6 protein-coding genes and 1 pseudogene are annotated in these 7,441 nt (G+C 73.1%); 3 read left to right on the plus strand and 4 right to left on the minus strand.

Annotation, left to right across the window (positions count from 1 at the left end; translation table 11 throughout):
* Positions 1-108: 108 nt before the first annotated feature.
* A complete protein-coding gene (fabI, locus tag AC08OX_RS12500) occupies positions 109-882 on the plus strand; it encodes an enoyl-ACP reductase FabI (protein ID WP_476607981.1) in 774 nt (257 codons plus the stop codon).
* A 55-nt stretch (positions 883-937) separates the two neighbouring features.
* On the opposite strand, the gene AC08OX_RS12505 is transcribed toward fabI, so the two are convergent.
* Entirely contained in the window at positions 938-3,586 is a 2,649-nt protein-coding gene (locus AC08OX_RS12505) for a pyruvate dehydrogenase (RefSeq protein ID WP_476607982.1), read from the minus strand.
* A gap of 400 nt (positions 3,587-3,986) precedes the next feature.
* Positions 3,987-4,280: a DUF167 domain-containing protein gene (locus AC08OX_RS12510; protein ID WP_476607983.1), complete on the minus strand. Its 294-nt coding sequence runs from the start codon at positions 4,278-4,280 to the stop codon at positions 3,987-3,989.
* A gap of 170 nt (positions 4,281-4,450) precedes the next feature.
* Between AC08OX_RS12510 and fabG the strand changes: the two genes are divergently transcribed.
* Entirely contained in the window at positions 4,451-5,167 is a 717-nt protein-coding gene (gene fabG / locus AC08OX_RS12515) for a 3-oxoacyl-ACP reductase FabG (RefSeq protein ID WP_476607984.1), read from the plus strand.
* Between the two features lie 58 nt (positions 5,168-5,225).
* Here the strand turns inward: fabG and AC08OX_RS12520 are convergent, their stop codons facing one another.
* Complete coding sequence (locus tag AC08OX_RS12520) at positions 5,226-6,284, minus strand: cation diffusion facilitator family transporter (protein ID WP_476607985.1); 1,059 nt, start codon at positions 6,282-6,284, stop codon at positions 5,226-5,228.
* A gap of 304 nt (positions 6,285-6,588) precedes the next feature.
* On the opposite strand from AC08OX_RS12520, the gene AC08OX_RS12525 reads away from it, so the two are divergent.
* Entirely contained in the window at positions 6,589-6,750 is a 162-nt protein-coding gene (locus AC08OX_RS12525) for a hypothetical protein (protein ID WP_476607986.1), read from the plus strand.
* A 34-nt stretch (positions 6,751-6,784) separates the two neighbouring features.
* Here AC08OX_RS12525 and AC08OX_RS12530 read toward each other — a convergent pair.
* Positions 6,785-7,441 (minus strand): annotated as a pseudogene (locus AC08OX_RS12530) (hypothetical protein); the annotation flags it as partial.

The following is a 7,441-nucleotide window of genomic DNA, read 5'->3' on the forward strand; positions in this document are numbered from 1 at the left end:
GGCAACGGTGGACGGGCTGCGGGCGACGGCATCCGCCGCTGACGGCGGGGACGACTTCCCGGCAGCGGTGTCGCTACCGGGACGGCGATGTTTGGGAGTATGCAGCCCATGAGCGGATTTCTCGAAGGTAAGCGCGTTCTCGTCACCGGTGTTCTCACGGAAGCCTCGATCGCATTCAGCGTCGCCCGCATCGCCCAGGAGCAGGGTGCGGCGGTGGTCCTCAGCGGATTCGGGCGGGGGTTGTCGCTGACCCGCCGCATCGCCAAGAGACTGCCCACCCTGGCGCCCGTCGTCGAGCTGGACGTCACCGACGAAGAGCATCTCGCGGGGCTGGCCGGACAGGTGCTCGAACATGTTGACGGCCTGGACGGCGTGCTGCACGCGATCGGGTTCGCGCCCGAATCGGTGCTCGGTGGGAAGCCGTTCGTCGAGGCGGCCTGGTCCGAGGTCGGCACCGCCCTGCAGATCTCCACCTGGTCGCTGGCGTCGCTCACCCGGGCCGCCCTGCCGTTGTTCGCCGAGAAGGCGTCGATCGTCGGCCTGGACTTCGACGCGTCCGTCGCCTGGCCGTCGTACGACTGGATGGGCGTGGCGAAGGCCGGCCTCGCCTCCGCCACCCGCTACCTCGCCCGTGATCTGGGACCCCGGGGCGTGCGGGTGAACCTCGTCGCGGCCGGCCCGCTGCGGACCATGGCGGCCAAGAGCATCCCGGGCTTCAGCCAGTTCGAGGAGGTCTGGGACGGCCGGGCGCCGCTCGGCTGGAGCGTCCACGACACCACGCCGGCAGCCCAGGCCTGCGTGGCGCTGCTCTCGGACTGGTTCCCGGCCACCACCGGCGAGATCGTCCACGTCGACGGCGGCGTGCACGCCGTCGGGATCTGAGCACGGCGGGCCGTCGGGGTCCGGGACCCGGGTGCGGTGGGGTCCCTGGCCCGGATCAGCCGGCCGTCTCGTCCAGCAGATCCAGGGCCGTTCCGACGATCGTGTCCAGCTCCACCGGTGGGCGGCGACGGTGGTCCCGCGACGAGGCCGTGTCCCGCCGGGCAAGGCTGCCGCTACCGGCGTGGCCGCCGGCGCCGGAGGCCGATGAGCCCGGGTCGGTGTCCCCCGGTGTCCCTCCCGGCGGCCCGGAGGCCTCCGGCAGCGGCGCGCTCGAACCGAGGGCGGAGATGGGATCTCCGTGGACGCCGGCGAGGAAACTCAGGGCACGGGGGTCCCCGTCGACCACCGTCACGATCGGGGTGCGCCGGTCCGCGGGGAACACCTCGGTGAGCAGGGCGTCGGAACCCTCGGCCAACCCGCGCCGGGCCTGCAGCGCGTGGAACATCGCGTTCGGGGAGGTCACGCACACGGCCGTGATCTCCCGGCCGAGGCCGGCGCGTAGCTCCGCCGCGGCGTGCAGCACCTCCGGCATGACCGCACCCACCCCGACGAGGGTGAGCGCGGCGTCGGGACCGCCCTCGTGGAGCCGGTACCCCCCGGCGAGGACCAGGGCCCGGCGTCGGTGCCGTTCCAGCGCGTCCACGGGGACCTCGGCGAGGCGCTGATCGACCTGGCGGGCGGAGAGCCGGATCACACAGGAGGTGCCGTCGAGGCGGGCCAGCCCGCCGAGGCCGGCCAGCAGGCACCAGGCGAGATCGTGCGCGAAGGCCGGTTCCCAGGTCGCGGCCACCGGGGCGGGGACGACGTTGCCACCGTTCCAGGCCAGGTTGCGGACGACCGGGTCGAGACCGGTGTCCGCCACAGCGAGTATCGATCGGGCGTCCGCGGTGGCGCCGGCCATCCAGCCGGGCAGTACTCGTCCGGCCGCCACCTCGTCGGCGACTCCGATGGGCAGCAGCGGCAGACCCTGGCGGCTCCAGGCCACTCCCAGCGAGGCCAGCACCCCGCCGAAGGCCGTGGCCGACAGGCCTCCGGCCACGTGCCGGCCCGGTTGTTCCCCATCGGTCCGGTCCGCCGCGGCCAGCCAGTCGGCGAGGACGGGGTCGGCGTTGCGCGTACTGATGGTCAGCACCGCGGTGGCTGCCTGGGGCGCGAGCCGGGGTAGGTCCCGCAACATCCCGCCGAATGCCTCCTGGGTGGAGATCCACGCCGGGAAGTGGTGGTCGGAGTCGGTCGGCACGGGTGGTGCCGCGCCGAGCGGCACCGGCACCCGGTCCAGGTAACCGGCGACGTGCCGGGCGAGGCGGTGGGCTGCGGCGTCGTCTCCTGGCCGGAGGGCCGGGCGGGTGCCAACGCCGGCGGCCGGCGGCGTGCCCGGTCCGGCGGACGGGGCCGCGGACGCGTGGTCGGCGGTCCGTCCGCCGTAAGTCCGTCCGCCGTGGGCCTGTTCGCCGTGGGAGCGCTCGTCGTGGGAGCGCTCCTCCCGGGCGAGCTCGTCGCTGGTGTAGGCGAACAGGACCGTGGGCCGGTCCGCCGCGACTTCGTCGAAGGCGTCGATCAGCAGGGGAAGGTCGTAGCCACCGAGATCGCGCAGGCAGGCATGGATCTCGTCATCGGTGAGGGTGTCCAGCAGGCGGCTGATGCCGGCGCCGGACGCACCGGGCCCGGCGAGGCGGCGGCGCAGGTCGGCTCCGTGGGCCTGCAGCAGCGCGCGGTACTCGCCCATCGGGAGCTGGTCGAGGCGGTTGCGAAGCGCGTGACCGCCGGGAGCCCGGAAGAGCGCTTCGAGGACGCGTCCGTACCGGACGGTGAGCATCTGCCAACCGGCGGCTTCGAACATGCGCGCCGCGCGGGCGGGCTTGCCGATGCCGCCGACCGGTCCGGCCGGCGCGGAGCCGGACACCGTCACCACCCAGAACAGCTCGCCGAGATGAGCGACCCGCTCATCGGTGATCGTTTCCCAGACGGTCGGGTCGTGCAGCTCGGAGTAGTCGATCAGACAGATCTGCCGACCCTGGGGAGTCCGGTCGAAGCGTTCCCCGGCATAACGGCGTGCCAACGCCGCCCAGACCGTCCCGCTCGGTCCGATGTTGCCGGCGCCGAGGGCACGCAACGGCCGACCATCGGGCCCGGAACGGACTCCGTTCGGACGGATCTCACCCGGCCGGACGTGGGGGAGCCGGTAGACGGCGGGGACGGGCGATGCGGCCGTGGTCTTCTCGGCCGTCGGCCTGGCGTGCGCCAGGACGTGATGAACGGCATGGATCAGCGGGGCGGCGCGTGGAGTCACACTGACGCGGTCCTCGGCGCGCAGGGCGTCGAACCACAGCACCGTGGCGATGCTCGACACCGAGGCCACGGCCGCCCGTTCCGACTCGGCGGCGACCGCGGGCCGCTGCCCGGCGCGTTCGTCCCCGTCGATGATCCGGGACGCAACGCTCCGCAGCCGCCGTTCCACGGCGGCCAGCGCGGCGAGGTCGAGTACGCCACCGGGCGGCCCCGGCATGGCTGGGTCTGGCATGGCTGGGTCTGGGGGCCCGGGGATGGCCCGGGCCGCGGCCGGCGAGGTCTGGGTTCCCACGACGTCGTCTCCGTTCGCCGGTCCGGTCGGGGGGCTGGCGTCTCCCGGCGGACCGCCGCCCTCGGCCCGGTCGTCGTGGGTGACCCGGTCGTCGTGGGCGACCCGACCGTCGGTCCCCGGCACGGGCGGATCCACGGACCGGGCCGGGACCGGCCCCGCGGCGTCGTCTGGTGTAATGATCATCTCCCCCCGGTCGGAGCGCGTGTGCGCAGCCTCCACCGGTCTGACATCGGGCCTGCGCATGACCGGCCTACGTCCCACGACTCCGACCTCCCAAAGTCCGGACGTGCGGTGGTGCGGTGCCGGTCGGAGGTTGCGCCGCCGGCCGGATCGGCGGCGCCCGTCGCCGTCACATGGTGTGTCCGCGTCGGTATCCCACCTTCACCACGGTGGCCGTACCATTTCAGCATCCGCTTTCCATCGCGGTGGCGTTGGCCGTCGTGCGTCAGCCCGGTGATGCCGGGACCGCCCTGCCAGGACCGCCGCGGCGGGACTCGCCGCGGCGGGACTGCCGCCCCGGCGGTCAGCCGTCCCGGCCGAGCTCGTCGATCCGGATCCGGAGCGCGGGCTCGTCGACCGCTGCCACCTCGACCTCGACGGCCTTGACCCGGCTGGTCGCGCCGCGGACCAGCCGGACATCTCCCCGGCGCACCCGCAGCGCCGCGCACAGGGCCCGCAGGGCGGCTTCGGTGGCCCGGCCGTCGACGGCAGGCTCGGTGACCCGGACGATCAGCAGCGGGCCGTGCAGCGGGTCCTCGCGCCGCCCGCCCACCGCGGTCCGCCCGGCGCCCGGCTGAACTCGGATCATCAGACGCATGTGCGCATCGTCCCCCCGGATCGTCCCGCCCGTGCGACCGGTCCGCGTGACCGGTTCGGGGCGACACCAGGGAGGACCGCGAGGGTGGCCGAGCCGATGCCGGCCGGCGGTTGAGGCCTCATCGTCGGCGGACACCGGGATTCGACGCGGTGGCCGCTACCATCCGACCCATGGGCGCAAATGAGGGTCGTGTCGCACTGGTAACAGGTGGTAATCGGGGGATCGGCGCCGCCTGCGCCGCCGCCCTGACGGCCGCGGGTGAGCGGGTCGCGGTCGCCAGCCGCGGGGGCACCGCCCCCGCGGGGATGCTGGGTGTCCGTCTGGATGTCGCCAACAGTGAGAGCGTCGACAAGGCGTTCACGGAGGTCGAAGCCGAGCTCGGGCCGGTGGAGATCGTGGTGTCCAACGCCGGGATCGTGCGGGACACCCTGCTGGCGACGATGAGCGAGGATGCGTTCCAGGAGGTCGTGGACACGAACCTGCTCGGTGCCTACCGGGTGGCCAAGCGTGCCTCCCGGCCGATGATGCGGCTGCGTCGTGGTCGGCTCATCTTCATCTCCTCCGTCGTCGCCTCCGTCGGCGGCCCCGGCCAGTCCAACTACGCGGCGTCCAAGGCCGGCCTGATCGGCTTTGCCCGTTCCCTCGCCCGCGAGCTGGCTCCGCGCAACATCACCTCGAACGTGGTCGCTCCGGGGCCGATCCGGACCGACATGACCGACGCGCTGACCGAGGCGCAGCGGGAGCAGCTCACCGCCGGCGTCCCCGGTGGCCGCATGGGTGAGGCCGAGGACGTCGCAGCCCTCGTCGCCTTCCTCGCCTCCCCGCAGGCCGGTTACATCAACGGTGCGCTGATCCCCGTGGACGGCGGGCTGAGCATGGGGCACTGAGTTGGGCACGGGGCACTGATCCGGCGGCGCCGTGACCAAGCGTGATCGGCGGTGCGGCTTAGGGGACCGTCGTGGCGGCGTGGTGGTGGGTGGGGCTGGTGTGGATGGTAGCGGCGGACAGGCGGCGGATGCGGCGCAGCAGGTGGGCTTCGGCGGCGTGGGCGAGGTCGTGAGCGGCGGTCAGGGTCAGGTTCGCATCGACGGTGACGTCGGCTTCGGCGCGCAGGGTGTGGCCGATCCAGCGCAGCCGCAGTTCGCGGACGGCCTCGATGCCCTCGGTGTGCAGGAGCGCTCTGGTGGCTTCGGCGACCACGGCGGGGTCGACGGCGTCCATGAGCCGGGCCCCGACGACGCGAGCGGCGGAGCGCAGGACTCCGAGGATCGCCAGGGTGATCGCCAGGCCGATGGCGGGGTCGGCCCAGTGCCAGCCCACCGCGACACCGGCCGCGCCGAGGAGCACCGCGAGGCCGGTGAGACTGTCGGTGCGGGCGTGTAGGCCGTCGGCGACGAGGGCGGCGGAGCCGATCTGATGGCCGACCCTGATGCGGTAGCGGGCGACGATCTCGTTGCCGAGGAAGCCGACGAGCCCGGCCACGGCGACCGCTCCCAGATGGCCGACGCGCTGGGGGTGCAGGAGGCGGTCGATCGCGGCCCAGGCGGTGAGCGCACTCGACAGGGCGATCATCGTGAGGACGGCGAGGCCGGCGAGGTCCTCGGCGCGGCCGTAGCCGTAGGTGAACCGGGCGGTGGCCGGGCGGCGCGCCACGGTGAAGGCGATGAGCAGGGGGACCGCGGTGAGCGCGTCGGCGACGTTGTGCAGGGTGTCGCCGAGGAGCGCGACCGATCCGGACAGTGCCACGACGGCGGCTTGCGGGGCGGCGGTCAGCCCGAGACCGGCCAGGCTGATCAGGAGGGCGCGGCGGCCGGCGGTGTCGGCTTCCAACGCGTCGTCGATCTGGTCCGCCGGGTCGTGGCTGTGCCCTCCGGCCAGGTCTGACAGGCCGTGACGAAGCCGCGTCCACCGCCCGCTCGCGTGGTGGTCATGCCGTCCGCCGTGCGGGTGCCCGCCGTGCCCGTGCCCTTGGGTGGGGAGCTCATGCTCGTGGCCGCTGTTCATGTTCCGCGACGATAGACGAAAACGATCAATGCGGCATGGTGGCAACTGCCATCCCATTGCACCTGCGTCCCGGTGCGTACCGCGGGCCGCTGGCGCCGGTTCGGTTGCTCGTCTGTGCTTAGCCCTTAGAGCAATACCCGACGTGAGACACGCGCCTATTCGACGAGGTGGATGGTGCAGTAGCGGGTGGCGGTGCGGGCGAGTCGGGCGTCGGCGTAGACGAGGGCGTTGGCGAGCACGGAAGCGTCCACTACGACCATCCGGAACCGTGCGCTCCTGGCTCGTCCGTTGATGTCGCCTCGACGTGCATGGCGCGGGCTGCTGCCAGCACGTCGGCGGCGGCTGGAGCATCCGCGCCGGCGCCGCCGCCCGCCGCGAGTTCGTCTTCCACCGCAGCGAGGACCTGCTGGTTTCGGGCATACCGGGCCTGTCGGGTGAGTACTCCGAGCAGGAACGCCTGCAGTGACTGGCCTTGCTGGCGAGCGTACTGCGCGAGTGTGTCACGTACGTCTTCCGGTACGTCGCGCACGGTGACTGCAATGGGTATGACTGCAGAATGCAGGCTGGTAAAAGTCGGGTCGCGGTCGAGGTCGCGCCTTTTCCCGCAAGATCAAAGCCGAAGTCGCAACGTCAACGTAGTGTCCGTGCCGGGGGATCGGAGTCTTCTTCCGTGCGGAGTGCCCGGGCAGGGCGTGGGGGCGCGGCCGGCTACAGTCCACCGGCCCCGTCCGTCCGGCAGCCGGACCCGATGCGACACCGGCATGATGCCGCCCCCCGAACTCTTCGGGTCGTAGCGCACAGCCGACCGTGACCACCGGCACGTTCACCCCGGCCGCCACCCGGTCCCCGTGGATGTACCGGCCAAGCAGAAACGCCAGCCGGGTGTTCCCCGGCGGGCAGGTCCGGGGGTGCGCCGTCACCGTGGCCACCCCGTCCTGTGCCGTGGCCGCCACCGCCGCGGGCAGCAACGGCCCGTCCTCCACCGGCCGGACCCTTACCTGCACAGCGCGGTTGCTGTCCACGTCCAGCACCGGCCCGGCCAGGAGCAGCCCGTCGCCGCCGGGGAGCTCCACGTGCGGAAAGCTGGTGATCAGGGCGCCGTCGCCGTCCAGGACCAGCAACGGCCACCCCCGACCGGCCCCAGCACCGGACATCGC

This window comes from Frankia sp. CoBUL1, from assembly GCF_978021245.1.